Here is a 25,924-nt window from a genome sequence, read left to right on the forward strand (position 1 = left end):
ATGGAGGCACCTCTGAATCGGTCGTCGGCGCGCCGCAGTGCGGACCTAGTCATTGGCCCGGCGGTGTCCCGGTGAGGGATCCCTGAGCGGGCATTCTGACCGAGACGGCGTTCCTACACTTTGGCAACGAGCTCTAGTTCGAAGCCATCGGAATTCACAAGATATGCGGCGTAATGTTCGGGGCCGCCGGCGTTCGGGTACTTGTCCGCGAACAAGGGGCTCCAGCCGTGATGCGCGCTCTCTCTAGCCAGAGCGTCAACATCTTCTCGGTTCCCGGCCCTGAAGGCCAGGTGATTCAGCCCGGGCGCGGTGCGGTGATGTTCTCGGCTGCTCAAGTCCGGTGATTCCTCAACAACTATGTAGGTGGGACCCAGCCGCCAACTGATCCCGTTGCTCCAGTTCTGATAATTCTCGTATCCCAAGCTGGACAAGATCCAGCCCCATTCATCCTTGGCTCGCTTGAGGTTAGGTACCCACAGTTCAATATGGTGCAGGGAGCCTTTGGGATCATCGTTCACATCGAGAGTCTTTCATGCATCCAGATCCGGAAAACCGCCGGCTAAGGGTGGGTCACGTCGTCCCCCTAGAAGATCGCTCATCGGGACGCTTTGAAGAGAACGAGCTCTGACTGACCGTCGTCCGCGGTCACTCCGCGAATCTCCGGGAATCGGGCGACCGGCCGGAAATTGAGAGGCTCGTGCATCCTGATGGATGCGGTGTTGTGTTCGTTAGTGAAGTAGTAAGCGACCGAAGCCCGAGACCAGATCCATTCCAATCTCGCCCGGGTGAGGGCAAAACCCACTCCTCGCCGGCGGAACCCTGGAGCGACCACCACGCCCCCAAGATAGTGGCCGGCAGGAGAACAGCCTTCGGGATTCGGGTGGAGATGCGTCTTGGCCACGCCGACGACTTCATCCTGTGTGACAGCCACCAATACGACCCGGTCGCTCCTGGGGGCGATCATCTCGCTGGTCCAGTGTGTTCGGCCGCTGGCATCACAGACCGCAGTCACATGTCCTAAGTCATCCACGGTGGCTTCACGAATCTGCATAGGCACAGCGTACTGGGCGAGCCGAGCCGCTCCTTCGTTCCCGCCCGTAAGCCGGTCCTCCACCGGACGCCTCCCCGGCTGCCTTGAGCCCCGTTCAGATCCGCGTGATTCCGCCCTCACCGGATTCCCGTATACCCTGCCGAATTAATGCCCGGTGAAGGTGCCTTATACGCTACAGTCCAAAGTATGCTCATCGGCTACGCTCGTTGCTCGACCAGCTCTCAGGACCTCACCACTCAGCGCAATGCCCTCTTGGCCGCAGGGGTGGACCCCGAAGCGATCTACGTCGACCACGGGTTCACCGGCACCAAGCGCGACCGCCCCGGACTGGGTAAGACCCTGGCCGCGTGCCGCGCCGGCGACACGCTCGTGGTGACTAAGCTCGACCGCCTCGCCCGCTCGCTTCCGGACGCGAGGGACATCGCCGACGAGCTCACCCGCAAGGGAGTAACTCTGAATGTCGGCGGAAGCATCTACGATCCGCACGACCCTGTGGGCAAACTGCCGTTCAACGTCCTAGGCATGGTCGCCGAGTTCGAATCCGACCTCATCCGAGCCCGGACCCGCGAAGGCATGGCCGTCGCGAAGGCCAAAGGCAAGCTTCGAGGTCGGCAGCCCAAGCTCTCCAAAACACAGGAAGTCCACCTCGTGAGCCTCCACCGAGGCGGCAAGCACACCACGACGGAGATCGCCGAACTCTTCGACGTCGCCCGCTCCACCGTTTACCGCGCGATCCAGCGTGCAGGATCCACTGTGTAACTCTCCCCTGATAACGCCGGGCACACCGCGCCCACGATTCAGCACGGCCTTAGTACCTCAATTTCACGCCGGTCCAAGACCCCGTATTGGAGTGCTTGAGACACGCGTAAACCGCAAAACTAATGTACGCGTGAGCACGCTGGACCAGAACGAGAAGCGCCAGCTCGAAGGCCAAGTGCTGGACCGCGTGTTCACGGACAAGGCATCCGGCCGGGACACGTCCAGGCCGGAACTGACCGAGTTGTTGCTATTCGCCCGCGACGGCGACACCGTGGTGGTGCACAGCATGGACCGGCTCGCGCGCAACCTCGATGACCTTCGTGCCCTCGTCCAAGGACTCACCCGCAAAGGCGTCCGGGTGGAGTTCGTCAAGGAGAGTCTGGTTTTCACCGGCGAGGACTCCCCCATGGCCAACCTAATGCTCTCCGTCATGGGAGCCTTCGCCGAGTTCGAACGTTCCCTCATCAGGGAACGCCAGAAGGAAGGGATCGCCCTGGCCAAGCAGCGCGGCGTCTACAAAGGACGGAAGAAGACCCTGACTCCGGAGCTCGCGGCCGAGCTGGTCCAGCGGGCCGGCAGCGGCATTTCAAAGGTCGTCCTTGCCCGCGATTACGGGATCAGCAGGGAGACGGTCTACCAGTATCTGCGCCAAGCCAACTTGTAGGGGTCCCTCCCCTGCCAAGTCACTGCTGCTGTCACAGCTTATGGAACGTCCACTACCGGCGTCAGAACATGACGATTAGATGTAGAGGAGGAGACGGGTTTCATCCCTGTTTTCGAAGCCGGGCTCGTTGGCCCGACGACTAGCTTCCCTCCGCTTTAGGGACTACTATCATTGAAAACGAACAAAACGATAATTTCGCAGAAAACGGATAAGCGAGCAAACCATGGCTACGAGTACAGCGACCAAGGAAACCTTCCTCGCACCAGAGGCGCCTCACACTGGAAAGATCTACAACTTCATGGAGGCCCATGCCGAGAAGAACGGCTCGCAACCTTCCCCTCAGTTCTTTCTTTCCGGTGCTGAAGCCGGCGACCAGGTTGAGATCCCCCACGAAATCTATGAAGTGCTCGTTAAAACCGTGGAAGCAATGCGTAAGGGCCTGGCCATTACCATCACACCCAGTTCCATGACTTTGACCACTCAGCAGGCGGCAGAGCTGTTGGGCGTTACGCGCCCGACGCTCGTTCGCCTCCTCGATAGCGGAAAGATCCCCTTCGAAAAGCCTGGTACTCACCGGCGCATCAAGCTTGAAGACGTCCTAGCTTTCAAGGAAGTCCGAAAGGCGGAGCAATACGAAGCCTTGGATTCCTTGGGAGCTATTGACGATGTAAACCCCGAAGCAGCGATCAACAGGATGAAGAAGGCCCGTGCTGTGGCGGCGGAGCGCCGCCGACAGCACAAGGAATGACACCATAGGAGTCATGTTCACCGCCCTCCTTGACAGCTGTGTCCTCTGGCCCAGTACGCAACGCGATTTTCTGTTATCTCTGGCATTCGAGGGGGCTTACCGCTTCATCTTTAGCGAGTCCATCCTCATGGAGGTCGAGGCAAACGAAGAGATTAAGCGTGTCGAGCGAGGGGACAGCGTGGAAGAAGCGAGGGAAAAGGCCTTGCACCTGGTCGACCGGATGCGTTCCAGCTTCGGAGACGCGATCGTCACGAATTGGGAAGGGCTCGAGGGGACCTACGGTTTGCCTGATCCCGACGACGAACATGTGTTGGCTGCAGCAGTTGTGGGCGGTGCTGGCAGCATCGTAACCGAAAATTACCGAGACTTCCCTGAAGAAAAAATCCCTGCTGGCATCCAGGTAGTGAGTGCGAAGGACTTTGCCTTTGACACGGTGTCCATGAGGCCAGATCTGGGTCTCCATGCCGTCATGGCCATGTCCACCCGGTCAGGGCGGAACGGTACAGCGTCCTCCCCAGAGGACATCCTAGATACCTTGAACAAGCTGTACGGCATGGACGCGGCCACGGCACTAATTCGGGATCTCCTCTAGCGACCTGACAGACCCGACCCAACAAGCCAGACTCGAATTGTCCAAGGCACTTTGGACAATTGGCCGCAGCCGTTCTTCGCCCATTGACCGCGAGCCCACATCCCGTCACGATCCGCAGCTTAAGACAGATCATGTCACCGATTTGACCCCCGGTGCCAGAGCAAAGCCCCGGCGGGCCGGCACCGCCGTGGGCCACCGCATCCGCCCTGTCCTGTCTCATCCAACGTGATGCACGGAGCGTCCAGATTACGCGGGTGCGTCAACTGTAGTGAGACAGATTCTCCCGATTTGTCTCACTACAGTTGACGCAGATTGGAGAATCTCAATGCGTACCAGGGTTCAAGTTCAGTGCCTTGGCGGAGCATTCTTCAGCTTCGGTCGACGTGCCTAAGGGGAACTGGAACCTTGATGGGCTTTTATGATCGATTCCGTCTACTCTTGCGGCATGCAAAGTTCACATCCTGCACGCGGCCTCGGCGCTGAGAACCTAGGTCGCGTTCCACCCGTCCGGGATCTCATCTGCTCCGGCGGGCGCGATGAGTGATCTTGCGGCGGTCCTTGGTCGTATCGAGCTTGGCTTGAACGCTCTGGGGAGACAGGCAGTGTTAGAGAAATTGCTTCCGGGTAAAACTGGGTCCCGGGTCAGGGACTGCATCAATTCAGTTGCCCTGCCTTCCAATGCCCAGGTCGAGTCGCTGTTCGGGTGGCGCAACGGAACGAACACACAATCCGTGACGTCGCTTGATGACATTCATGTCTTCCCTGGCTTCTACTTCCTTTCGATTGAAGATGCGACAGCCAACTACCGAGCTTTCCGCAATGATGATCGTTGGAGTCATGGATGGCTGCCCCTGTTTGCAAACGGAGGGGGCGACTTTTACGTGGTTGACCTCGCAAGTGATTGCCCAGGATCCGTTCGGCATTTCCGGATTGACGAGGACGAACATCCTCTCGAGTTCGAATCGATCGCGGCAATGGCAACCACAATGGCTGCAGCCTTTGAAAGAGGCACCTTCTTCGTCGACTCTGACGGCTACCTCGAAATGGACGACATCGCTTTTGCCGCGTTGGCCGCGGAACTAAACCCGCTTGTTCCTTGGTGGAACGAGACCATTCAAGGCTAGGTAACGATCAAGTACGGTGTGACGGTCTCCGGGCCCAAGGTCCATCATGGCTTGGGCGGGCTGATGGTGTCGGGTCCGCGGAATCCGGGTAGCCAGTCTGTGTCCATCCAGTGCCGTAGGGGGTCTGAGGCTCCGCGGGGGTGCCAGCCGTCAGTGAGTTCAATGCTGATGCGGTCCAGGAATTGGTCGGGGTGGCGCGAGTGGGCTATTTCGTCCCAGTGTGGTGAGCTGATCGCGGCGGTGAGGGTGACGATGGCGGGGTAAAGCGAGGCGGCTACGATGGCGTGGCTGTTGGCGTGCCGGGGCTGATCGGCTGCCAGTTCGTCGTAAATTCCGGTAGTGGCAGGGAAGTGATGTAACTGGTCGTACCAGGTCCAGTTGATGACGCGGGCGACGTGGAAGGCTTTGCGGACTGTGGAGCGCCCGTGGCTGGTGATGAGGTTTTTGTGGTGGTGCCAGGCGGCGGTGATCTCCGGGGCCGCACGGATGGAGAACTGGTCCGTGAAACCGGCGACGCCCTCGCCGGTCCAGAGTCCATGACGCGGGCAGATGACCATTTCGTGGGTGGTGTAGATCTGCACGTACCGGCCGGCGCCGTGGGCAAGTGCGCAGCGGTGGCAAGCGGCAGTGTGGGTTGTGCGGATGGGGCGTCCGGCCAGTTTCTGCCGCAGTGACGGGGCGGGGTCGTGCTGGCCAAGCTGCGGCATAGCGAGGACCAGAACGGCGGGGTCGTTGTTCGCCAAGACGGCAAGAGTTTCGAGCCATGGCCGGCGGCTGCTCTTCAGGAGCGTTCTGAGCTGTCGGGGCTGGAGGGAGTTGGCAGTTCCGAGCCGCCGGATAATGGAGGGAGTGGTCTCGTCTTTGTAGACGCGGACCGGGCGTGGCAGCGGCCGCGAAGGGATCCGCACTGCGGCGGTTGTCATCGTGGGGCTGCAGTGGTCGTGGCCGGTCGTGGTGCGAGGGATTCGGCTGCGTGGTCGATGCTGGTCTCGTTCAGCAGTTCGCGGTCGATCTTCTCGGTGCCGGTGAGGATGGCCATGATGGCGGCTTGGCGGATCAGGTGGGAGAGGCTACTGATGCTGCCGCCGGTGCGGTAGTGCAGATGCTGGGCCTGGGCGGTGAGGGTGCCGGGTTCGTGGTGGTGCAGGCGCAGGCCGTTTTCGAGGGTGGCGACCAGGGCTTCCCATTCTTCGGTGAACGGGAACGGGCCGGTGGTTTTGAGAACGGAGCGGGCGGAGATCTGCCGTCCGCGGAGCCCGGTGAACAGGCCGGAGTTTTCGACGTTGATGCCGGCGTAGACGAAGGTGGCTGGCATGTGTTCGGTGAAGTATTTGAGGTGGTCTGACATGTCTTCGCCGGCGCTGGTGGCCAGGTTCAGGTTGTGGATCTCGTCGACTTTACCGACCGCAGGAGCTCGTGAAGCGGCTCTGAACTGCGACGATACATAGACTACATGTCCGCGACGGCGAGTTGGGGCCATTGCTGCAGCGTGTCGGGGTGGTCTCGGTGTTGGCAATGTGGTGCCGGCCCGGTGACCAGGGATTTCCTGGGCGCCGGGCCGGACGGAGCGGGACGGTCTGGATTTTCAGCTGCCCGCGATCTGGGCTTCGAGATCGGCGACGCGCCGGTCCTGGAAGCGCAGGTTCGAGCGGGCGGCCTTGAGCCGCTCGTCGAGAGCGCGGTTCTCGGCGGTCAACTGGCGGACGCGCTGTTTGAGGGTGGTGTTCTCGGTGGTGATCCGCTGGACGGCTTCCTCGGTCCATTCGGCCTGCAGGTCACGGATCTGGCCGAGGAGTTCACCGATGCGGGTGCGCTGGGTGAGGATCTCGGCCTGGGCGGCTTTGAGACCGTCTTCGGCGTTCAGGGCGCGTTCGCGCCAGGTCAGCTCGCGTTCGCTGTCCTGGTCGGCGAGCATCCGGGGCCGGTGTTCACCGGCCTCGGCCATCGCCGTTGCGATAGCGGTTCTGGCCTCGAAGTTGTCGTAGAGGAAGGTGCGCGAGACATCCGCCCGGCGGGCGACGGCGGCAACGCTGACCCGGGCCTTTTCGCGCCGGAGCCGGGCGATGGCCTGATGGACCCGCTCAAGGGCGGTTTCGGTCTTGCGGCGGCGGGCGGCCTGGGCCGCCGCCGTGCGGGGCTCAGGGACGGCAGCGGTGTTCATGCGACGTCCTCTTCGGGGCTGATGTCCTCGATGGTGGACGTATCGCTGTATCCGCTGTACTCGCTCTCCTCGTCGTTGCCCGCGTCGGCGAGGTCGGTGGCGCGGAAGGCGGTGGACCACACGCGGTGAAAGTAGTCCTGGGGTTTGCGCAGGTCCAGGGCCAGGGCGTCCTCGAGGAGACCGAGGCCGGCCAGGGCCTTCTCCAGGCCATCGATGGCACGGGCGGTGGGCTCGAAGTGCCGGTGGAGATAGTCGGCGGTGGCGTCGTCCGGGGCGCCTTCGGCCAGCAGCCGCCACTGCTCGCGCTTGCGGCGCCAATAGAGGAGGTCGGCGCCTGAGAGGACGAACTTGTCGCAGTTATGGCAGTCCAGGTTCCAGGGGCAGGCGCCGCCGGAGACGACGGGCTGGAAGGTGCAGAACCCGCCCTCGGCCGGAGTGCTGCGGCGCGACAGGTCGATCGCCAGGGCCTGGGCCTGCTGGCGGGTGAGCGGGGCTGCGTCCCCGGCCAGGAGCTCGCCGGGTTGGGCCGTGCCGGGGCCGGCGACCCAGACGTGCTGAAGCACGTTCTCCAGGTCGGAGCTGGTCAGGTGGACGTAGTGCTCCGCCATCCGGTCACTGACCTGTCCGAGGTATCGGCGGATGTGGGTCAGGGTCGCGCCGTGGCGCAGCAGGTTGGTGGCCAGGGTATGGCGCGCCTGGTGGGGGACGTAGTGGCCGAGGTCCATGGCGTCCACCCAGGGACGGAACCGGCTGTAGAACCACTGGTGGGTCAGCGAAGCCGTCCCGTCGTGGCTGCGGTAGGTCGTGGGAAACAGGGCCAGTCCGGCCCGTTGGGCTCCGGTCGGCCGGTGGCCGTAGCGGGCGGTGAAGCGGTCCAGGGTCTTGCGCTGGCGTTCGGCAAGGATCCCGTAGAGGCGTTCGGGTATGCGGATCGCGACATCGTAGTTGCCGACCTTGGTCTGGTCATGCCAGAACATCGCCAGGCCGCCGTAGCGGCCGATGCAGTCCCACCGCACCTTGATTACCTCCCCGATGCGGCGGCCGGTGATGACGGTGGTCTCCCAGATGTCGCGGGCGCCGTTGTCGCTGGCGTCGTGGGTTGCGGCCAGTTCGGCAAGATTCGCCTCGTCTGCCAGGGCCCGGGCGACCTCGTCGGGGAAGGGCCGACGCGCGGTCCGGCCGGTGGCGGCGCCGGCACTCGGAAACGCGATGATGAACTCCCGGTCCAGGCCCAGCCGTTCGACGGCGCCGCTGTCCAGGGCCCCGCGCATCAGTTTGCGGACGGCGTTGAACACCACCGACCGGGTGACGGTGGTGACGATGCTCGCGGTCCCGTCCATCCGTTTGACGGCCAGCGAGGGGAGCCCATCGCGTTCGCGGTGGCGTTGGTCGGCGACGAACCTTTGGGCGTGCTCTTCCCGCAGGGCCGCCGGGTCGTGGCCACCGCCAGGGGCGTCGACTTCCAGGAAGGTTCCCAGCTCGACGGCTGCCCGGCGCAGGTTGTCGACCGGGCCGGCCGAGCGCGGGCAGCGCGGGGACCGGAGCAGGTCCGCCAGGTGGTCCCACGTCAGATCCCGCAGCCAGCGCTGCGGGATGCCGGTCAGGTCGAGGTGGCTCAACCGGTGCGGGAACAGCACCCCGAAGTGCTCGGTCTCCAGGAACCCGGCGTCCCTGGCCTGCTCAGGGGTGAAGTAGACCAGGCGCAGCTCGTGCAGGATCTCCTTGGCGATCGCGGCGGAACCGCTGTCCACGCGCTCGAAGTCGAAGTCGACCAGCGAGTCCACCTCGAGTCTGCGGCAGGTGGTCACCAGCGACCGGATCCGGACCAGGTCCCAGCGGCTGGGCCGGGTCCGGCGGGTGTGGACGGACAGCCCCCACTGGATCTCGGCGCGCACCAGGGGCCGCAGCCCGCGAAGATTGATCTGCCCCGGCCACGGCTGGGCGATAACGGCAGCGCACCAGTCTTGGAACGCGGCCTGGTCGCCGTACCCGATCGGCACCGTCTTTCCGAACCTCTCGTATTGCTGCCACCAGTTGTGCGGCATCGCGGCGTCCCCGGGCCGGCCGTCACGGCGGTAGCGGCTGCCGTGCCACGCGCACAGCCCCAGCGGGGAGTCTGCCAGATTCGGGCAGACGACCGCACCGCAGCGCCCGTAGCCGGGGCACGCCGGTTCGCCGCTGACCCAGGCAGCGAAGGAGCCGCTGTCCTCTCCCTCGCCCTTGCGTGCGGCCCAGCGGCTCACATGGCGCTGGCACAGCCCCAGGTCATTGCCGGCTGCAGGGCGCTCAGGGCAGATCCGGCAGATGGCCTCTTCCGCTCCGGCGCGCCGGTCCAGGCCCTGGGCGGCGGACACGAAGGCGGCCCTGCCCACGCCGTGCCCGCTGTCACGGGTCCACTGACGCTGATGCTCCGAGCACAGGTCCGACCCGCCCGTGCGGGTGCGTTCGCATCCCTGGACCACGCACTCCCACCGGTAGATCGCGTGGCCACGCGGGATCGCGATGACCTCCGGGCGGAAGATCGGGTCGAACGACGGCCCGCTGATCAGCGCGGTCAGGATCTCCAGCCGGTCCCGGCCGACCCGGTCCGGACGCCCGGCGAACAACGGCCGAAGGTACTCCTGCCGCCGCATCACGCCTCACCCCAGACCGCGCGCAGTGCGGCGTCGAACGCCGGGTCGTGGACGTCGACGTGCCCGTAGACCTCATCGACCATCGCCGCCGACGCCCAACCGCCCGCGTCACGGGCGATCAGCAGGTTGCCGTCCGCGGCGTCAAGAACCGCTGAAGCAAACGTGTGCCGGAAGGCATGAGGTTTCACGAGCCCCAGACCGGCGCGTTTCCCGGCCCGGCCGAGCATCCGCCGGGCCCCGACCGGGGACCACGGCTGACCGGTATCGGTGCCATGCAGCTGGACCAGGAGCATGCCGTGGCCGGCGCCGGCCGGGTACTCGGTGATGACGTACTCGAAGTAGGCGTGCACCATCGCCGGACTGACCCGCTTGATCAGCCCGCCGGTCACAATGCCGTGCTCGACCCGCCAGGGATGCTTGGTCTTCGCCTCGGCCCGGTTCGGGTTTCCCGGACGGTGGCAGACGTGCAGGTGCGGGGCGCGACACTCGCCGCACCCCGCGTTCTCCCGCAGGTGCAGGTCGACCATGTGCAGCCCGCACAATTCACCGATCCGCAGGCCACCGTCCGCGAGCCAGGTCACCACCAGCCGGTCCCGGGCCGCATTCACGGCGGCCAGCAGCTTCCCTCTTGCGCCGTCCGGGAGCATCTTCGGATGCCGGCGGTGCGGCCCCGAGGGCGCGAGCTGGTTGGCCGGCAGCGTGGACTTCACGTGCCCGAGGAAGGACCGGCGCCGGTCCGCCCGCGACGGCAGCCGGGACGTGTCGAGCTTCCTGCCGAGCTCCCCGTTGATGCCGAGGGAGGACTGGTGCAGGTAGAAGCCCTTCAGACAGGCCGCCGCAGTAGACAGGGCCGAGCGTCCGTAGGGGCGCTTGCCGACCCTCCACGGTTCGCCGAGCGGCATGCGGACCTCGGCGCCGACGATGCCCATGTAGCGCTCAAGGTCCCGCAGCCGGACCTTGTCCAAGGCCAGGCATTCGCGCTCCAGCCACCGCAGGTGGTCCACCAGGTAGTACGCGTACGTCTTCTGCGTCCCCGAACCGTCATGCCGCCGCAGGAACCGGTCCGCCTCCTCATGGACTGTCCCCTCGGGCCACACGATCGTCCACGACCGCTGCCCGTCCTTCCGATTGATCTGCTGGACCCTCAGGTCCCCGACCACCACACGCTGTACCACTTCGTCCTCCAAACCGACACCAGAACATGACGAACGTCCCGGTCCCGGTCGGTAAACGGGCCCGTGACGATCGGATCACAGGCTCGAACGGACATCACGAACAACACAAATCACGGTCGGTAAAGTCCACGATGACGAGGTCTGTCTTTGCGTCTGTGAGGACCTGGCAGACGGCGTCGGCGATGTCGGTGACGTTCTGGCGGGGGCGTTGGGGCAGTCCGAGGAAGTTGGCGAATTCGCTGGCCAGTTTCCGGGGCGAGCCTTTGGGTGGCGTGGTGATGTAGACGACGGGGATGCGGTCCTGTCTGGGGTACTTCCGCTTGATCAATAGCTCATGCGTTTTGCCGAGGAGTTTGATGGCGGTGGTTTTGCCGGAGGCCCAGGGGCCGGAGACTACCAGTCCGCGCCGGGCGCTGATCTCACGCTGGTTGAGCATCATCAACAGCCGGCCCTGGTTCGTGATGGAGCGCACGGTTGAGGTTTCCACGATGACCAGTTCGGAGTGGTAGCTGATACGTTGCTCGTCGTAGCGTTCACGCTCGATGGCACTCATAGCCGCCAGTACCGCCGGGTCGGGCGGATCCATCTCGGGCGCGACTGAACTGACGAAGCTCCGCCAGCCCTGCAAAGTCGTGGTTGGCGCGCGGCTGGCGCTGGGAAGTTCTGCTGTTTCTACCACCATTCGTCGGCCTTTTCCTGGGGGTTGTATATCTTCAGCGGAATGACCTTCGCCAGCTGCGGGGTATCCGCTTCTCGTTCCGTGGCTGGTCCGGTCACTGGGTCCGGCGTCGGGGGCTTTTCCAGAGCAGGCTGAACGGTGTGTGGCCGCGGACGTTGGGCCACCACGGCAGCAGTATTGCGGGCGGCGGCCCGCTGGTCTTTCCTGTTCCTCGCCCGCGGTTTGGCCGGGGGTGAGGCTTTGTCGAGGATGCTGTCCACCGCAGCCTTGATGGTTTCCTCTGAGGGGTTCGTGATGCCGCGTTGCCCGACGATCTGGCGTCCGTAGTCCCAGATGTCGTCCCCGAAGGGTTGGGGAGAGGCGGACAGGTGTCGCCAGTAAGCGGTGATCCAGCCGCCGTCGTGGTGGTTGCGGATCCAGACACAACCGGCGTCATAGGGGTCGTATCTGACCTCCCATAGGTCCTTGAGCGCTTTCATCCCGGATTTCTGGCCGCGGTAAGGATTCAAATCGGCGGTGTCGTAGACCCGGTGGCGGATTTTGACACCATAGCTGTTGATCACCCGTGTTTCGGCGGGCAGGAGTTCCAGATAGTCCTCGGCGCCGAGCGGTACCGGGATATAGCCGCTGACCGCAAGAAGGGCCGCGTATTTCTCGTTCGGCGTCAGTACCCGGGAGGGTGTGAAGGGGTCCCGGAGCCCGTCGTGGGGGCGGTTTTGCCAGCCGGTGACGATCCATTCATCGAGAAGGTCCTGGATCTCCAGCAAGGAGAACACGGCCTGGTGCTCGGCGTTCTTGCCGCGTCGTTCGACGGAGGAACCCAGGTAGCCGGTGACGTATTGGGCGAAGAGTGTGCCGATGGACTGCAGGGTGCGTTCAATGACTGGCTTGTCGGTGGGCGTGTCGGGGTGTGCTGGCTGCAGGCTGATGCCCTGGCTGCGGCACGCGCTCTTGAAGGTGTTGGAGAGGTAGGCCTTGCCGTGGTCACAGACAATGGTTTCCGGAACGATAATCGGTTTCGCGGCGGCGTACTCGAGTCGTTCGTCGATGGATTTCATCGACCGGTAGGGCAGGGCGGAAGCGGCCATGGATGCCGCTTGGGCCCAACCAGGCCGCATCAGCTCGGGGGTCAGGCACCGCGCGAGCAGCAGGGCCGCGTCAACAGCCTTCGTTGCCGGGCGCACGACCGCTGCCGGGATGCTGCGAGTTGCGATGTCGACCATTGCGGTCAGTTCGACGCGGCCGATGACGCCGTCGTCGAGTTCGACGGCGATGTCCAGGGGAGTGGAGTCAATCTGCATCAATTCCCCGGGCCTGACCGGGTAGACGGCGCCGAAAGGTCCTTCCGGTTGCTGGGCAAGTGTGCGCCGGGTCCGGGCTGACCCGGTTGCGTGGCGCCCCTCGGCAAGCCTGCCGATGAGGCGGTGGAATGTGGCCCTCGACGGCAGAGGGACAACGTCCGGCCCGTGATCGGCTTCGAGTTGCTTGCGTACTTGGCGCATCAAACGGTCCGTGGTTCCTGATGACTGATGGGTGTTGCCTTCCAGCACTGAGAGGATGGCATCGACCACCCGCTGGTCCGTCCGGCCTGCCAGGGGCGTTTGGCGGATGAGCCGCCGGTCAACGAGCCCGAGGATGCCCCTTTTCTCGTAGGCATGGCGCAACCGCTGCAGCGAGCCGATGCTCATGGTTTCGCCCAATTCGTGAAGCTCCGCCAATTTGGCCTGTTCGCGTTGCCGCAAGGATGTGAGTTCGACGTCGAAGGTCCTTCTGGCGGTCTGGCCCGGATCGGCATTGCAGGGGATGCCCTCCAGGACTTCGGTCATGTGGCTTTCCATCCACCGCGCTCTTGCCTGCACGTCGGAAGGGAGCGATTCGAACAGCGGTGACGGGCCTGCGATCCGCCGCCGCGTTGGCTGAGTTCCCACGATCCTGAAGGTCTTGTCTGCCAGGAGTGATCCGACTTTGATCGCGACAGGTGCCTCGCCGGCAACGGCAAGCATGGCGACCTCACCGTCAAGAGCAGTTAGCCGGTAGATGACCCCTCGGAGCTCAACGTCATCACCGAGGGTCAATACGGCCCGCCCGCCCATCACGGTGCTTCGCCGTTCAGCCAGACCATCGTGCCCTGATGGAGGACCCGGGCGCAGATGTCAGTGCCGATGCGATGGGTCCAGAGAAGGTGGAACAACGGTGCAAGGATCGTGACAGGGTCACCGGTTGCAGCAGCCAGGCTACGTATTGACATCGGGCCGTCGGCGGCGAGCCTGTCCAGGAGCTTGGCTGCTGTCGACGGCCGAACACACCTCGGGTGCCGGTATCCGGACAGCCACCGCAGATTTGCCAGAAGAACAGCCGGCAACCCTCCGAGGCGCCTGTACGCCCAGCCGACCGTCGCGCACAAGTCCTCCGTCGCATGAAAAATGTCCTGATCCGCCGGAGTCACCCTGTTGTCAGGCCGGACATCGATCACGGCGGCCGAGCCATCCGCCAGCCGGACGAAGTAGTCCGGCACGTGTGAACCCTGGGGGAGGGAGGAAGGCAGGGTCATGCGGAAGGGTTGGGATGAGAAGCCGGCGACATCAGGGTCGAAGTCCAGAAGCATCAGATTGTCACGTTCGCACCAGGATTCGAAGCCGACGTGCCGCTGGTTCGTGGCGCACCACCAGAGACCGGCGAAGTTACGCTGTCCCTTGAATGCTGTCAGACGCCGAATCGGCAATGAGTTCTCAAACGGGATCATCCAGCAATCAGCGAGATAACCAGTCCTGGACGCAGAGGAAAATTGCTCCCTGTAGGTCAGGGCGCCTGGAGCAAGATCGCGTCCGGCACAAGCTTCGGACGCCGCCGCAGCGTGTCCCATGCCACAACTGTAATGAGACAAAACCGGCCAATGCCTTAAGTGAGGTGAGACACGCCGCACCAATGCCTTAACTGCAGTGAGACAAAAAAGGCAATGCCTCATCTGTAGTGAGATTGCCTCACCTTAGGTGAGACAGGACACGCCCTCCCGATTTGAAGTTTTTCCGACTCAGCTGCCGGAGACGCTACTTGACGGAATCTTCATTATCGGCGTTTTGGGTGTGTTTTAGGGTGTGTTTTAGTCCTTGATTTCACCTGCTTTCCGTGGGATCATCAGGTATGACAGCAGTGACGGGAGCCCGTGGAGGGCTAAAGGCCCATCAGGATTCCATCCGTCTTCCCGACCCGGAGCTGGTCCGCGATCTGAGGGATCTGCTGGGGGCGAAGCTGGTCGCGTACATCGGATCGGTGAAGGAAACGCGCGCTGTACGGCTTTGGGCGGACGGGGAAAGGAAGCCCTCCGCCGATGTAATGCGGCGCCTGCGCACGGCCTACCACGTGGCGGCCCTGCTCGGTGAGCGTGATTCCAGGGCCGTGGTGCAGGCCTGGTTCCAAGGGATGAATCCACAGCTTGACGATGTCCCTCCGGCGCGTTTGCTCCGCGAGGGGCAGCTGGACGACGCCGGCCCGCTCGTCCTGGCCGCTGCACGCGCTTTCGCGGCGGCAGGCTGATCGGTGGCTTCTGAACAACTGACCGCGACTGAAGCCGCGGCAAGAGTCTGGCGCGTCGGATTCCAACCGGAGCCATGGGCCTGGAGCGGCTGGGAATGGGCCACGGACGGCAGATTCCCGGGCCGATGGGACGACCTGCACGGCAACTTCCGCACAATCTACGCAGGCTCGAGCCTGCTGGCTTGCCTGCTCGAGGTTCTGGCCGGCTTCCGTCATGACGCCAGACTCAGCATGGAGCTGGACGAGATCATCGAGGACGACGAGGACAAGGTCCTGCATCCGACAATTCCCCCTGGACAAGTCCCCAAGGAATGGCTCGATGAACGCGCGGCCGGATCGGCTGAGTTGTCGGGCCGCTACTGTGCGGTGACCGCCTCCGGCAGCGTCGCAGCCCTGTACCCGCACTTCATCGGTGTGGCCCTGAGCCTGGGCCTGGCTGACTTTGACGCAGCGGCGCTGAAGGACGCCCGGCCGCGGCGCCTGACACAGGCTGTCGCCGCGTGGCTCTATGAAATGACAGACTTCGATGGCGTCACTTTTACTCTCCAGTCTCCCGTTTCGGCCCGGCCAACTACACTCTCACAAGACCATTGCTTTGAATCAAAAGAAACGTTCGTAATCTAACTAGAACCATTGACTAGAACAACCGTCCATGTGAAGGTGAACCAAGGCTCTGAAACCGAGCCTCCGGACGACGGTTCAGTACCCGGCACGCGACAAGACTGGCCAAAGGATCCCTGATGGCATGGCTGCTACTTATTTTCTCCGGCGCACTTGAAGCCGTCTGGGCAGCAGCGCTTCACCGTGCTTCCCAGGCCTCGGGCAGGCATCGCCTCGCCCCCGCCGCCGTGTTCCTGGCCTCCGTGTCCGCCAGCACCGGCGGTATGGCCATCGCGATGCAGTCCATTCCCACCGGCACCGCCTACGCCGTGTGGGTAGGCGTCGGCGTGGTGCTGACCTCTGCGTATGCCGTCATCACCAAAGTTGAAGGCTTGACGGCGACGCGCCTGCTCCTGCTGTCCGGCATCGCCGCGTGCGTGGTTGGCCTAAAGGTGGCCGCGTGATGCTGCAGCGTTCCATCCCCTGGTTCGTACTTCTGACCTCGGCCGTACTGGAAGCCGTGTGGGCCACAGCCTTAGGGATGTCCGACGGCTTCAGCAAACCCCTGCCGACCGTGGTCTTCGCCGCCACAGCAACGCTGAGTATGCTCGGGCTGGGCTGGGCTATCCGCACAATCCCACTCGGCACCGCCTACGCTATCTGGGTAGGTATTGGTGCCGCACTCACGGTGGGCTGGGCGATGGCAACCGGCGTGGAGCCCCTCAGCCTGCTGAAACTGCTGTTCATTTCGGGCATCGTGGGCTGCGCCGCTGGCCTGAGAGCCCAGCCCAGTGGTGCTCCCGAGGGGGAGCTCGAGGCAGTTTCTTCCCGCCGCTGACTCGGAGTGTTCGTCCGGTGAAAAGTTCGCTAGATTTTGCATTCTTAGCTCCCCAGCAACCTTAAGGGGACGCGGCATGCCACACCTAGGCAACAGGTAACTCTTCGGACGGTCGCCTCCGGCACATTGGAGCCTGCATGCTAGAGGCACACCCCAACCCGACGTCAGCCAGGTATCCGAAAGCTGTCAGAATAGGGTCCGATTCTTCTTTTTCTGACAAGGAGTCGAGAATCTCTTAGACCGTAATCTGACAAAAGTGGCACGATCCCAACCGCCAGCGCGACGTATGGGCAGACAGCGGCGCACAGATTTGTGCGGGCACCTTTGCGCGTTCTCGATTCCCCAAGTTGATTGGGCTGGCGCGCAAGAGCTTGCTGCGTCCGACGGTGACGCACGCGTCTCATTCCTTGGCCGGCAAATCCTTAAGTTAGTGGCCGAGCGCTCCACATTTCTCATCCCTCGGCATCCGGAACGCACTTCCCCATCATTCACACGTCTGGCATCCAAGCCAGTAACAGCCGGCTATCGATCGAAAAGGGACAGCCGCCTATTGCCGCCGCTGGTCATGTGCCCGAACCCGTTGCGGACGATGAAGGGGCGTGAAGCAACGGCGAAACACCATCATCACCCCCAGCCCGGTATGCGGTCCCTGCCGGCATTCCGCGGCTGTTCCTGGGCCATTGCGGTGACGATGTCCATTGCCCGGCTGTCTGCGGATGCCGGGGTCAAGTACCCGCTGAAGACCACGGCCCATGGTGATGTGACCGTGCGCGATCTGACGGACTACTACACGAAATCCGGTAACCCGCCCGGGACCTGGCTGGGCAGCGGCATGGACGGCATCGGCCTTGCCCCCGGCACCGTCCTGACGGATGATTCGGCGAAGGCAGTCTTCGACGGAGCACTGCATCCGGTCACCGGTGAGCCGCTGGGCCGCCGACACGGGCAGCGGGCCACTGTCCCGGCAGGGCCGGGCCGGAAAACCGGAACATCAACGCGTTACCCCGTCGCCGGGTTCGACTTGACGTTCAGCGTTCCGAAGTCGGTCTCGGTCCTGTGGGCGCTCAGCCCGCAAGACATCCGGGATCAGGTATTCGCGGCGCATCACCGCGCCGTGCAGGACACCCTGGTCTGGCTCGAGCGCCGGGCCATACGCACCCGGACCGGCCGCAACGGCGTGGCCCACGTCCCGGTCCGCGGAGGAATCGCCGCCGCGTTTGATCATTGGGAATCCCGGGCCGGTGACCCCCAACTGCACACCCACCTGTCATCGCCAACCGCGTCCAACGAACCACCGACGGGGCGTGGACCACTCTCGATTCCCGGACCCTGTACAAGGCGGTGGTCGCGGCCAGCGAGCACTACAACGGCCTGCTCTTCGACGAGCTGCGGCGCAGCCTGGGAACCGAGACCGAGCTGCGGACACCGGCCTCGGTCGAACGCAACCCCAGCCGCGAGCTATCCGGGATCGACGCCGGGCTGATCACCGAGTTCTCCGCCCGGGCACGGATCATCGAACTCGAGAAGGACCGGCTGGTCCGGCTCTGGAACCTCGAACACGGGACCAATCCCTCCGACGCCACCATCCTGAAGCTGCGGCAACAGGCCACCCTGTCCACCCGGACGGCCAAGGACGCCCAACCCGTACCGCTGGCAGAGCGGCTTACATCCTGGCGTCGCCGGGCCGAAGGCCTTGGCTGTTCGCCGGAACGTTTGAGTGCCGGCACTGTCCACCAGTCCCGCACCCGGCCCCTCACGGGTGCGGACCTGTCCCTGGAATGGCGGCAGGTCACCGGGCAGCTGGTGATGGACCTTGTCGCCCAGAAACGCGCCACCTGGAACCGGTGGAATCTGCTCGCCGAGGCCGAACGCGTCTGCGCCGGCATCCGGATGGCCAGCCCCGCCGAACGCACAGCGATGATCGACGCCCTTGCCGACGAAGCCCAGACACTTTCTGTCCCGCTCAACGACTACCGGTATATCGCTCCGGAGAACGCCCGGGCTGATCTCGCCGCCGACGGGCACACGGTTTTCGACCCGGCCACCGACCGGGTCTTCACCAACGCCCGGATCCTGGCCGATGAGGAGGCCATCATGGCTGCCAGCCACGCCACCGACGCGCCCGGATTGGAGCCCTGGGACGCCGTCGACGCCGTCACCGCCACGCCCGGCAGTGCGGGGTCCGTCCTGTTCGCGGACCAGCAGGACGCCGCCCTCCGGGTCCTGAGCAGCCGGCGCCGTCTGGACGCGCTCACCGGCCCGGCCGGGGCAGGGAAGACCGCCACGATGAAGGCCGTGAGCGATGGCTGGCAACGGATCCACGGTCCCGGCAGCGTGGTCGCCCTCGCCCCGGCCGCCGTGTCCGCCGACGTCCTCGGCGACGCGTTGGGACTCGGAGCGGAAAACGTGACGAAATGGCCACCGCGGCAGGCGCGAAACTGGTGCTGGTCGGTGACCCTGCCCAGCTGGATTCCATCGACGCCGGCGGGATGCTCGGCTGGCTCGACCGCACCGGCCGGGCAGTGCGGCTGACCTCACTGCACCGCTTCACCCACGCCTGGGAAGGCGCTGCCTCGCTCCATCTGCGGGCCGGGAACTGGGACGGGATCCTCGAGTACCAGCGGCACGGCCGGATCCTGGCCGGAAACGACCACCGGATGATCGAGGCTGCGTACGCGGGATGGGCCGCGGACGAGAAAACGGGGCTGGCCTCCATCCTCATCGCCGCGGACAATGACACCGTGACCGTCCTCAACCGGCGCGCACAGGACGACCGGGCCGCCGCCGGAGCCGTTGACACCCGGCACACCGTGCCCCTGGCCGATGGCCTCACAGCCGGTTGCGGGGACGTGATCCTGGCCCGGCGCAACGACCGACGAATCAGGGACAGCCTGGGCGGGTTCATCCGCAACGGCACCCTCCTGACCATCACCGCACCCCCCACCAAAGCCGGCAGCGTGTCCTGCGTCAGAAAAGACACCGGCGCCACCATCAACCTTGACCGAAGCTACCTGTCCGGGTTTACGGAATTGGGGTACGCAACCACAGCGCACCGCTCGCAGGGAATCACCGCCGACACCGGGCACATCGTCGTCACCGAAGGCAGGCTCACCCGCGAACTGTTCTACGTCGGCATGACCCGCGGCCGGACCACCAACACCGCCTACATCGTTGAACCCGACACCGACGCGGACGAGCAGATTGATCCGACAGCTCTGCCTGGCTGGCCAGAGATCCTCGGCCAGGTCCTGGCCGCCGAAGGTGCCGAACACACCGCACACGAAACCCGGCAGGAACTCCAGGACAGCACCGATACCCTCCACCATCTCGCCGCCGAGCACGACTACCTCACCCAACTCGCCGCCGACGAGGACCTCGCGGATTTCCTCACCACCAGCTTCCCCGGTTCGGCCGGGGATCTGCAACGCTCCCCGGCATGGGGACCCACTGTCGCCGCCTGGAAGCGGCTGGCAGCACATGACCGGAACCTGGCCGAACGCGAAGTGCTCAACGCAATGGCGCCCCGCGGCGAAGTCCGCGACCTAACCGCCATCATCCACAACCGGCTACGCACCGCCGCCAACCTCCACGAAGCACCCGAAGGGCTCGTCCGATGCCCCGGCAACCGACCCGACTTGAGCAATCTCATGACCCAGGTCGAACAACGCATCCGCAACCGCGCCAAACTCGTAGCCACACGCATCCCCACCCGTCAGGAACCATGGGTGCAGGACCTCGCCTCACAACTCCAGAACATCCCGGACCCGGACCGGCGACGGCGAACGCTACAGGAAATCCTCATCTACCGGGACCGCTGGGCCATCACCGACAACACCAACCCGCTCGGAACCCCAGTCAGCTGGGAGGAACCCGACATGCAAAACCAACGCCAACGCCTCCAGACAAAGCTCTCCCCTGCTACCCAGACTCGCACCAGCCCCGCCAACGCGACAGCGCACCCCTACCAGCCGTCCCCGTCGACACTGGACATGGGACTGGGGATCCAGATGTCGCTCATGTCGTAACCGAGCATGGCAGCGTTTTGTCCTGCGAAAATTCCGGGTCGGTAGTCCGTGTTTCGCTTACAAATTCTTGTCGGATAACCGCCGCTTCGCGCCCATCACGTCCGGCAGTGCAAATAGCTACAGTTTCAGCTACACCTAGATGCACTGAATCCCCAAGAAACGAAAAAACCCCCGAATTATCGGGGGTTTAAGGTGGCTCCGACCGGCGTCGATCCGGTGACCTTTCGATTTTCAGTCGAACGCTCTACCAACTGAGCTACAGAGCCTTAGGTGACAATGTCACCATGATTGCCGGAATTTCTTCCGGCAATCAGAGCGACCCTGACGGGACTTGAACCCGCGACCTCCGCCGTGACAGGGCGGCGCGCTAACCAACTGCGCTACAGGGCCTTGCAGTGTAGTATCTCTACTACGCTCGCAGTATCTCTACCGCGATTTTTTCAAGGATCCCAGCCTACCAGACTTTTCAGTCCGACCTGACCAGTTCCTTGCGTACCCCCAACGGGATTCGAACCCGTGCCGCCGCCGTGAAAGGGCGGTGTCCTAGGCCGCTAGACGATGGGGGCCTGGAACAATCCGAATTCGCGACGGTCAACAACGCCATGCGATTTCCCGCCTGCGTCCCGCTTCTCGCTCGTCCGAACTGGACTCTAAAACTTTAGAGCATAGTCAGGGATATTCCCAAATCGCGCACTTAGCTGTTCAAATCGGGACGCAACCGGGCCTCAAACGAGGGCCGCTAACGGGCCTCAAATCCACTTCGATAGAGTTGGCGGTTTCTTGTTGAAAGACGTCCGAAAACCGCCAGTCCGTCCTGCAATTGGCGGGCTAGATTGGCATCATGGCCACAAGCACCCCAAGTTCTCCGGCGACCACCAACTCCCGGACCATCAGCAAGCTCGGCATCGCCGCCGTCGTCGTCACCGTTGTCCTTTGGGCGTCCGCCTTCGTAGGCATCCGCGCCGTGGGACCCAGCTTCTCCCCCGGTTCCTTGACGCTCGGACGGTTGGTGGTTGCCGCCGTCGCGCTCGGTATTGTCGCCCTGCCGCGGCTCAAGCACTGGCCTGAAGGTCGCGAATGGCTGCCCATCCTCGCCTATGGCGTCATGTGGTTTGCCGGTTACAACCTCGCCCTGAACGCCGCCGAGCACATGCTCGATGCCGGAACCAGCGCGATGCTCATCAACGTCTCACCGATTCTGGTCGCGGTTCTCGCCGGCGTCACCCTGAAAGAGGGATTTCCACGCTGGCTGATCATCGGCAGCCTCGTGGCATTCGGCGGGGTTGCGCTGATCGCGCTCGGTTCGGGGCAACGCTCGACGGCGGACGTCACCGGAGTGCTGTTATGCCTGCTTGCCGCTGTGCTCGCCGCCGTGAGCATGACTGTCCAGAAGCCCGTGATGCGCAGGTTCTCAGCAGTGCAAGCCACCTGGTTCGGCATCCTGGTGGGCGCCGTGTGCTGCCTGCCGTGGGCCGGTCAACTGGTGGCCGAAGTGCAGGCCGCGCCCCTTCCGGCAACGCTGGGCTTGGTGTATTTGGGGATCTTCCCCACGGCTATCGCTTTCACCACGTGGGCCTACGCCCTGTCCCTCATCCAGGCCGGGAAACTCGCCGCCACGACGTATCTGGTTCCAGGCACCACGATCCTGATTTCTTGGGCGGTGCTCCAGGAGATCCCCACCATCTGGGGCTTGGTAGGCGGCGCGATCTGCCTACTCGGCGTCGGGCTGACGCGGCGCAGGTCCCGCTAGGGGCCGCTCCTACCTTGCCATCCCCGCGAGAAGCTCGCGGTGGGTGGGCGGGTTGGCCCCCGGGCGCCCGACCGTAATTGCGGCAGCCATGGAGGCGGTCTGTCCGATGCGTTCGAGGACCGTGGGGGCAAGTCCTTGGCTACCGCGCAGCAGGAGTCCGAGGATGAGCGCCGACATGTAGGAATCGCCGGCGCCGATCGTGTCTGCAACCATCGACGTGACGGCCGGGACCGTGATCCGGGTGTGCGGCGTCGCCATGAGGGAGCCTTGGGCGCCCCGGGTGAGAACAACCAGTCCGGCGCCGAGGCCCAGGATGTGTTCGGCGCTCTCTTCCAAGGACTTGCCGGGGTAGAGCCAGAACGCGTCGTCATCGCTGAGCTTCACGACGGTGGTCAGCGGGACGAGCTCTTCGAAAATGCGGAGCGCCTCGCTGTGGCTGCCGAGGAGGTCCGTGCGGATGTTGGGATCGTAGGTGACGATGGACCCGCCTTGTGCCTGCTCCATCAGGTTCCTGACGACGGCAGCACCAGGCTCAAGGAACGTGGCGATCGATCCCGTGTGCAGCACTTTCGGGGCGTAGGGGAGGGCTGCGGGGGCCAGCGTCCACTCGATGTCGAAGGTGTACTCGGCCGAACCGTCCGCGGCGATCTCCGCCGTCGCCGTCGCGGTCTTCGCGAGCGATTGCGAGCCCGGCAGCACCACCACGCCGGCGCTTGCAAGGTGCGCCGCGATGGCCTCGCCCCGCGGATCACGCCCGACGGCGGTCAGCAGCCCGGCCTTCACGTCGAGCCTTCCGAGGCCGTAGGCGACGTTTGCCGGCGAACCGCCGGGGTATTCGGTTTGCCCTTCGGGCGAGTTGACGATGTCGATGAGCGCTTCGCCGACGACGACGACGTCGAGCGGCTCGGGCGCAAGGGGCGCGGAGTACTTCATGCTGTTCCTGTTCCTTGGGTGGGGAGTTTCAGTGGCAACTGGTGGATTTCGGGGGCGCTACGGAATGGCGTTCGACAAGGGGGCATTCAAAATATTCTGTGCTGCCGTCGCGATCCGCACCGGCCAAGATCAGTTCGACGGCTCGCCTGCCCATCTCAAGGAAGGGCAGCTGCAGGGTGGTCAGCCCGGGCCGCAAGTGCGGTGCGAGCGTTTCCTGGTTGTCGAAACCCACCAGGGACACATCGTGCGGGATAGACACCCCGAGCCGGGCCAGCGCTTGGTAGGCGCCCCAGGCAGTGCGGTCGCTGGCGCAGAAGATGGCCGTGGGTGGCCGCGGTTCGGCCATGAGTGCAACGGCGTTGGTGAAACCGCTCGATTCATGGCCGTCACCACTGCGGTGAAGCCGGGGATCGGCACGGATGCCAGCCTCCTCGAGCGCGCGGAGGTGGCCCGCATAGCGTCCGACGACGGCGGGAAGCTCACTGTCCACCGCACCGATGTTGATCATCGCAATGCGGCGATGGCCGGCGTCGAGCAGGCGTTTGGTGGCGGTGTACCCGCCCAGCTCCTCTTGCGGGACGAAGCTGGGGAAGCGTCCGGAACGGTCGCGCGAATTGAGCACGACGGCGGGCACTTCCGCGAGGACGTCGGGCACGTCAAGGACCCGGTGCTCCATGGCGGCATAGACCACTCCGGCCACCTTGTACGACAGCATCGTCTCCAGCGAAGCGGCTTCTAACGCTTTGTCCCCGCCGGTGTTGACGGTCAGGAGCAGCAGTCCGGCCTCCCCAGCCCGGGCCTGGGCGCCCTCGATGATGGTGCCCGCGAAGGGCGCGGTGGCCACGAAGTCGCCCACGAAGCCGAGCATCCCGGCCACGCCGTCCCGCAGAACCTTGGCGTGGGCGTTGGTCCGGTACCCCAGTTGATGGGCGGCAGCATGGACCCGGTGCCGGGTTTCCTCCGAGAATCTGGTTCCCGCTGCATCGTTAAGCACCAGGGAAACCGTGGCCTGGGAAACGCCCGCAGCGGCAGCGACGTCGTTCATCGTCGTGCCGGGCCTACTCCCGGGGCGGGTCATGTGCGGGCCTGTCTGTTGGAGCGTTTGGGTGCTGGTCACAGGATCTGCACGAGCGGCTGGGCTTAATCTAGGGCGTGGTTATACGAATTACCGGCCTGGGAAACTGTAGCTGCCAGCAGATCCGGCGTCAACGACCGGGCCGCGGACTAGAGTCGGAACATGCCCGCGAATTTACCTCCCGGCTTGCCGATCGTTCCCGACGGCGAAGCCCCCGGCGGCCAGCATATGTCCTCGTCACTCCCCGGAACCGGGCCGGCGCCGCTTGGTGTGGCTTCGTTCAGTATGTCGCCGGAAGACTTCGAGGCTGCAGTCGGTGACGCCCTGCTCCTGATCCCCGACAAAGCGGCCCGTGCCATGGACAATGTGGCCATCTTCATCGAGGACGACTACACACCACAGCCCGGTGACGATCCTGGCACGGTGCTGCTTGGCCTGTATGAGGGGGTGCCTCTGACGGAACGGGACTCGTGGTGGGATGCCGGCTCCCTCCCGGACCGGATTACCATCTTCCGGCAACCGATCCTGGATATCTGCGGATCGCGTCAGGAAGTGATCGACGAAGTCGCCATTACCGTGATCCACGAGATCGCCCATCACTTCGGAATCGGCGACGACCGTTTGCACGAGCTCGGCTGGGGATAGCCTTGTAGGCATGGGGCACGATCACAACCACTCACACGGCGTCACCGCAACGGGCAAACACCGGAAGCGGCTCATCGCTGTCTTGGGCATCACCCTCGCGGTGGTGGTCATCCAGGTGGCGGGCGCCGTCGTCTCCGGTTCATTGGCGCTGCTGGCTGACGCAGGCCACATGCTCTCCGATGCCGCAGGCGTGTTCATTGCGTTGCTTGCCGCCTGGATAGCCACCCGGCCCGCGAGTGATCAACGCACTTACGGGTACCAGCGTGCCGAGGTCCTGGCGGCGCTGGCTAACGCCCTCATTTTGATTGTGATCTCCGTGGTGATCTTCATCGAGGCGCTCCGCCGTTTCGGGGAGACACCGGAGATCCACACTGACGTCATGCTCTTTGCTGCCATTCTGGGCGCGGTCGCCAATCTGGTCTCACTCCTCATCCTGCGCGGGGCCCAGAAGGAGAGCCTGAACGTCCGCGGCGCCTACCTCGAAGTCCTGGGCGATCTGTTGGGTTCGTTCGCCGTCATCGCGGCCGCGATTGTCATCACGGTCACTGATTTCCGGGCCGCCGACCCCATCGCCTCCATCCTGATCTCGCTCATGATCCTGCCCAGGGCCTGGCATTTGCTGCGCGATGTGGTCGACGTACTGCTGGAGGCCACGCCCAAGGGTGTCGAGGTCAAAATGATCCGCGAGCACATCCTCTCCGTCGAAGGCGTGGTGGCCGTTCACGACATCCACATCTGGACCATCACCTCGGGCGTTCCGGTCTTCTCGGCCCACGTAGTGGTGGAGGACCGGATACTGGACGCCACAGGCGCGGACCGGCTCCTGGACCAACTCGGGTCCTGCCTCGGCTCGCACTTCGACACCGAGCACTGCACCTTCCAGCTGGAACCCGCTGGCCACTCGGCACACGAAACGCACCAACACGCCTAGCTCGGCA

General features: G+C 64.3%; 25 protein-coding genes, 3 tRNA genes, 1 pseudogene and 1 riboswitch. Of the genes and pseudogenes, 14 read left to right on the plus strand and 15 right to left on the minus strand.

Annotation, left to right across the window (positions count from 1 at the left end; genetic code table 11):
- Positions 1–113 precede the first annotated feature (113 nt).
- Together ABD884_RS21480 and ABD884_RS21485 are read right to left on the minus strand one after the other, a co-directional pair.
- Positions 114–518, minus strand: a complete 405-nt coding sequence (locus ABD884_RS21480; protein WP_345051601.1) for a VOC family protein — start codon at positions 516–518, stop codon at positions 114–116.
- Between the two features lie 77 nt (positions 519–595).
- On the minus strand, positions 596–1,051 hold the full coding sequence (locus ABD884_RS21485; protein ID WP_345051604.1) for a GNAT family N-acetyltransferase: 456 nt from the start codon (positions 1,049–1,051) through the stop codon (positions 596–598).
- A 186-nt stretch (positions 1,052–1,237) separates the two neighbouring features.
- Between ABD884_RS21485 and ABD884_RS21490 the strand changes: the two genes are divergently transcribed.
- The 5 genes from ABD884_RS21490 (at position 1,238) to ABD884_RS21510 (ending at position 4,938) form a co-directional block, all read left to right on the plus strand.
- Positions 1,238–1,810 carry a recombinase family protein gene (locus ABD884_RS21490; RefSeq protein WP_345051607.1) on the plus strand — a complete coding sequence of 191 codons (573 nt, stop codon included), beginning with the start codon at positions 1,238–1,240 and terminating at the stop codon, positions 1,808–1,810.
- A gap of 130 nt (positions 1,811–1,940) precedes the next feature.
- Positions 1,941–2,474: a recombinase family protein gene (locus ABD884_RS21495; RefSeq protein WP_345051612.1), complete on the plus strand. Its 534-nt coding sequence runs from the start codon at positions 1,941–1,943 to the stop codon at positions 2,472–2,474.
- A gap of 223 nt (positions 2,475–2,697) precedes the next feature.
- Complete coding sequence (locus tag ABD884_RS21500; protein WP_345051617.1) at positions 2,698–3,222, plus strand: helix-turn-helix domain-containing protein; 525 nt, start codon at positions 2,698–2,700, stop codon at positions 3,220–3,222.
- A 13-nt stretch (positions 3,223–3,235) separates the two neighbouring features.
- Entirely contained in the window at positions 3,236–3,814 is a 579-nt protein-coding gene (locus tag ABD884_RS21505) for a PIN domain-containing protein (protein WP_345051621.1), read from the plus strand.
- 602 nt (positions 3,815–4,416) lie between these two features.
- A complete protein-coding gene (locus tag ABD884_RS21510; protein WP_345046057.1) occupies positions 4,417–4,938 on the plus strand; it encodes an SMI1/KNR4 family protein in 522 nt (173 codons plus the stop codon).
- A 44-nt stretch (positions 4,939–4,982) separates the two neighbouring features.
- Here the strand turns inward: ABD884_RS21510 and ABD884_RS21515 are convergent, their stop codons facing one another.
- The 4 genes from ABD884_RS21515 to ABD884_RS21530 all read right to left on the minus strand — a co-directional run bounded on the left by ABD884_RS21515 (position 4,983) and on the right by ABD884_RS21530 (position 8,907).
- Positions 4,983–5,861 (minus strand): TniQ family protein, encoded by an 879-nt coding sequence (locus ABD884_RS21515; RefSeq protein WP_345046058.1) that lies wholly within the window; start codon positions 5,859–5,861, stop codon positions 4,983–4,985.
- Positions 5,858–6,418, minus strand: coding sequence for a hypothetical protein (locus ABD884_RS21520; RefSeq protein ID WP_345051628.1), 561 nt, complete (start codon positions 6,416–6,418; stop codon positions 5,858–5,860). The genes ABD884_RS21515 and ABD884_RS21520 overlap by 4 nt, the downstream gene beginning before the upstream one ends.
- A gap of 105 nt (positions 6,419–6,523) precedes the next feature.
- On the minus strand, positions 6,524–7,099 hold the full coding sequence (locus tag ABD884_RS21525) for a DUF6262 family protein (protein ID WP_345046060.1): 576 nt from the start codon (positions 7,097–7,099) through the stop codon (positions 6,524–6,526).
- Positions 7,096–8,907, minus strand: coding sequence for a tyrosine-type recombinase/integrase (locus ABD884_RS21530; RefSeq protein ID WP_345046061.1), 1,812 nt, complete (start codon positions 8,905–8,907; stop codon positions 7,096–7,098). Before ABD884_RS21530 ends, ABD884_RS21525 begins: the two co-directional genes overlap by 4 nt.
- A gap of 51 nt (positions 8,908–8,958) precedes the next feature.
- Here ABD884_RS21530 and ABD884_RS21535 point away from each other — a divergent pair, with 51 nt between their 5' ends.
- Positions 8,959–9,801, plus strand: a complete 843-nt coding sequence (locus tag ABD884_RS21535; protein WP_345046062.1) for a hypothetical protein — start codon at positions 8,959–8,961, stop codon at positions 9,799–9,801.
- Here the strand turns inward: ABD884_RS21535 and ABD884_RS21540 are convergent.
- The 4 genes from ABD884_RS21540 to ABD884_RS21555 all read right to left on the minus strand — a co-directional run bounded on the left by ABD884_RS21540 (position 9,732) and on the right by ABD884_RS21555 (position 14,449).
- A complete protein-coding gene (locus ABD884_RS21540) occupies positions 9,732–10,907 on the minus strand; it encodes a tyrosine-type recombinase/integrase (protein ID WP_345046063.1) in 1,176 nt (391 codons plus the stop codon). The two genes, ABD884_RS21535 and ABD884_RS21540, sit on opposite strands and share 70 nt — an antisense overlap.
- A 94-nt stretch (positions 10,908–11,001) precedes the next feature.
- Positions 11,002–11,589 carry a TniB family NTP-binding protein gene (locus ABD884_RS21545; protein ID WP_345046064.1) on the minus strand — a complete coding sequence of 196 codons (588 nt, stop codon included), beginning with the start codon at positions 11,587–11,589 and terminating at the stop codon, positions 11,002–11,004.
- Positions 11,580–13,661: a Mu transposase C-terminal domain-containing protein gene (locus tag ABD884_RS21550; RefSeq protein WP_345046065.1), complete on the minus strand. Its 2,082-nt coding sequence runs from the start codon at positions 13,659–13,661 to the stop codon at positions 11,580–11,582. Before ABD884_RS21550 ends, ABD884_RS21545 begins: the two co-directional genes overlap by 10 nt.
- 17 nt (positions 13,662–13,678) lie before the next feature.
- Entirely contained in the window at positions 13,679–14,449 is a 771-nt protein-coding gene (locus ABD884_RS21555; protein WP_345046066.1) for a TnsA-like heteromeric transposase endonuclease subunit, read from the minus strand.
- 278 nt (positions 14,450–14,727) lie between these two features.
- On the opposite strand from ABD884_RS21555, the gene ABD884_RS21560 reads away from it, so the two are divergent.
- The 5 genes and pseudogenes from ABD884_RS21560 (at position 14,728) to ABD884_RS21580 (ending at position 20,583) form a co-directional block, all read left to right on the plus strand.
- Positions 14,728–15,120, plus strand: a complete 393-nt coding sequence (locus tag ABD884_RS21560; RefSeq protein ID WP_345051637.1) for a hypothetical protein — start codon at positions 14,728–14,730, stop codon at positions 15,118–15,120.
- A gap of 3 nt (positions 15,121–15,123) precedes the next feature.
- Complete coding sequence (locus ABD884_RS21565; protein WP_345051640.1) at positions 15,124–15,744, plus strand: RES domain-containing protein; 621 nt, start codon at positions 15,124–15,126, stop codon at positions 15,742–15,744.
- Between the two features lie 41 nt (positions 15,745–15,785).
- Positions 15,786–15,851: riboswitch (guanidine-III (ykkC-III) riboswitch) on the plus strand.
- Between the two features lie 9 nt (positions 15,852–15,860).
- Positions 15,861–16,184, plus strand: coding sequence for a DMT family transporter (locus tag ABD884_RS21570; protein ID WP_345051643.1), 324 nt, complete (start codon positions 15,861–15,863; stop codon positions 16,182–16,184).
- A complete protein-coding gene (locus ABD884_RS21575) occupies positions 16,184–16,558 on the plus strand; it encodes a DMT family transporter (protein WP_345051646.1) in 375 nt (124 codons plus the stop codon). The genes ABD884_RS21570 and ABD884_RS21575 overlap by 1 nt, the downstream gene beginning before the upstream one ends.
- A 672-nt stretch (positions 16,559–17,230) precedes the next feature.
- A pseudogene (locus tag ABD884_RS21580) lies at positions 17,231–20,583 on the plus strand (AAA family ATPase).
- Positions 20,584–20,776: 193 nt separating this feature from the next.
- Here the strand turns inward: ABD884_RS21580 and ABD884_RS21585 are convergent.
- The 3 genes from ABD884_RS21585 to ABD884_RS21595 form a co-directional block, all read right to left on the minus strand.
- Positions 20,777–20,849, minus strand: a tRNA-Phe gene (locus ABD884_RS21585).
- Positions 20,850–20,899: 50 nt separating this feature from the next.
- A tRNA-Asp gene (locus ABD884_RS21590) sits at positions 20,900–20,973 on the minus strand.
- 103 nt (positions 20,974–21,076) lie between these two features.
- Positions 21,077–21,149 (minus strand) — tRNA-Glu (locus tag ABD884_RS21595).
- A gap of 275 nt (positions 21,150–21,424) precedes the next feature.
- Here ABD884_RS21595 and ABD884_RS21600 point away from each other — a divergent pair.
- Entirely contained in the window at positions 21,425–22,333 is a 909-nt protein-coding gene (locus ABD884_RS21600) for a DMT family transporter (protein ID WP_345051650.1), read from the plus strand.
- Positions 22,334–22,342: 9 nt separating this feature from the next.
- Here the strand turns inward: ABD884_RS21600 and ABD884_RS21605 are convergent, their stop codons facing one another.
- Both ABD884_RS21605 and ABD884_RS21610 read right to left on the minus strand, forming a co-directional pair.
- A complete protein-coding gene (locus ABD884_RS21605; RefSeq protein ID WP_345051657.1) occupies positions 22,343–23,266 on the minus strand; it encodes a carbohydrate kinase family protein in 924 nt (307 codons plus the stop codon).
- 28 nt (positions 23,267–23,294) lie between these two features.
- Positions 23,295–24,383: a LacI family DNA-binding transcriptional regulator gene (locus ABD884_RS21610; protein WP_345051660.1), complete on the minus strand. Its 1,089-nt coding sequence runs from the start codon at positions 24,381–24,383 to the stop codon at positions 23,295–23,297.
- 120 nt (positions 24,384–24,503) lie between these two features.
- On the opposite strand from ABD884_RS21610, the gene ABD884_RS21615 reads away from it, so the two are divergent.
- Positions 24,504–24,986, plus strand: a complete 483-nt coding sequence (locus tag ABD884_RS21615; RefSeq protein WP_345051663.1) for a metallopeptidase family protein — start codon at positions 24,504–24,506, stop codon at positions 24,984–24,986.
- A gap of 10 nt (positions 24,987–24,996) precedes the next feature.
- Entirely contained in the window at positions 24,997–25,917 is a 921-nt protein-coding gene (locus ABD884_RS21620; protein WP_345051666.1) for a cation diffusion facilitator family transporter, read from the plus strand.
- Positions 25,918–25,924: the final 7 nt, after the last annotated feature.

The organism is Arthrobacter methylotrophus (genome assembly GCF_039539965.1).
Taxonomy (GTDB): domain Bacteria; phylum Actinomycetota; class Actinomycetes; order Actinomycetales; family Micrococcaceae; genus Arthrobacter; species Arthrobacter methylotrophus.